Genomic DNA, 1,532 nt, shown 5'->3' with positions numbered 1-1,532 from the left:
ATATAACCTCCTTTATAAGGATTGGTTCTAAAGAAATAATCGAATGTGCTCGTTTCATTTTGTTTGCCACTGTAGAAGTAGGCTTGAGCCATAGTTAGCTCATAAAAATCGGTATACAGTCCAGTATTTTGAGTCAGTGTTTGCATCTTTTTAGTCTAAATAAGTCAGACACCAAAGATAAGGACAAAGTTTGAAGGATGACTCGTTGGCGATCTTAAAGTACAAGTAATACACCAATATAGTTTTTGAAACTTATGCTCAACTTGAGAAAAGTGAAGTTTAATAGATTTGGATCAACAGGCAAGTTAATAGTTTGTTAGGTCATGATTATAGCTTTTTACTGACTGTTATGAATCTAAAACATAAAGCTCAGTTTTGCTTGTCTCAGTATAAATCCTAATTTAGCGGCCTCTAAAACATTAACTTAAACAGAAATAAAACTTTAAAAACATGGCTATAACTAAAGCGGCTAGTCTCTCAATAAGAGACAGCAAAAGTGCAAGATGGTTCGTTTTGCTGACGGTTTCCTTCTTGATGCTTACAGGATATTTCTTTACAGATATCATGTCTCCTTTGCAGGGAATGCTGCGTGACCAAATGGGATGGTCAAACTCATCTTATGGAACTTTTGCTGGTTCTTATTCTGTATTAAACGTATTCTGTTTGATGCTTATTTTTGGTGGAATTATTCTGGATAAAGCAGGTATTCGATTCACGGGTACTTTCTTTGTTGGTATTATGATTGTTGGAGCTTTCTTCAACTATTATGCCATGACAGATACGTTTAACAATGGTGGTCTTGGATATGATTTCCTAAACTCTTTCTTAACAGACTATAAGCCTTCGTTGAAGATGGCTATGATCGGATATTCATTATTTGGAGTTGGTGTTGAGATTGCTGGTATCACTGTTTCTCGAATCATTGTAAAGTGGTTTAAGGGAAAAGAGATGGCATTGGCAATGGGTCTTGAAATGGCTTGTGCTCGTGGTGGTATGCTTATCGCATTTTCTGCGTCTCCATGGATGACTGGTGCTGATAAAATCATTTCACGTCCTTTAGCATTTGGTGTAATTCTTTTAGTTATCGGTTTGTTGGCATACTTTGTTCATAACATGATGGATAAGAGACTGGACGTTGAGGTTGCTGCTGATACAAGTATTGTTGCTTCTGAAGACGAATTCAAGGCGAGTGATGTATTCTTGTTGTTCAAGAATCCTGGCTTTATTTTAATTTCACTTCTTTGTGTTTTATTTTACTCAGCAATTTTCCCATTCACAAAGTTTGCACCAGATTTAATGGTTCAGAAATATGGTTTTCCTGTAGAATTATCAGGAATGATTGTAGGACTACTTCCAATTGGAACCATGGTTCTTACTCCTATTTTTGGGGCCTTTATGGATAAAAAAGGAAAATCAGCTAGTATCATGATTCTTGGATCTTTACTACTTATTTTCTCTCACGTTATTTTTGCTTTCTTACCAGGTAATACAGCTTTCGCATTTACTGCTATGATTGTTCTTGGTTTTGCATT

At 35.8% G+C, this 1,532-nt stretch carries 2 protein-coding genes; one reads left to right on the top strand and one right to left on the bottom strand.

The window, feature by feature from the left end; genetic code table 11:
• Positions 1 to 146: hypothetical protein (locus ABY905_RS17225; protein ID WP_372646127.1), on the bottom strand; the 146-nt coding region annotated here is incomplete at its 3' end.
• Between the two features lie 304 nt (positions 147 to 450).
• Here ABY905_RS17225 and ABY905_RS17220 point away from each other — a divergent pair.
• Positions 451 to 1,532, top strand: a 1,082-nt coding sequence (locus tag ABY905_RS17220) for an MFS transporter (RefSeq protein WP_372646126.1), incomplete at its 3' end; no start/stop codon positions are given.

This window comes from Ancylomarina sp., assembly GCF_041555295.1.
Classification (GTDB): domain Bacteria; phylum Bacteroidota; class Bacteroidia; order Bacteroidales; family Marinifilaceae; genus Ancylomarina.
The sequence above is the reverse complement of the archived record's forward strand: the minus strand, read 5'-3'. Positions and strand labels throughout refer to the sequence as shown.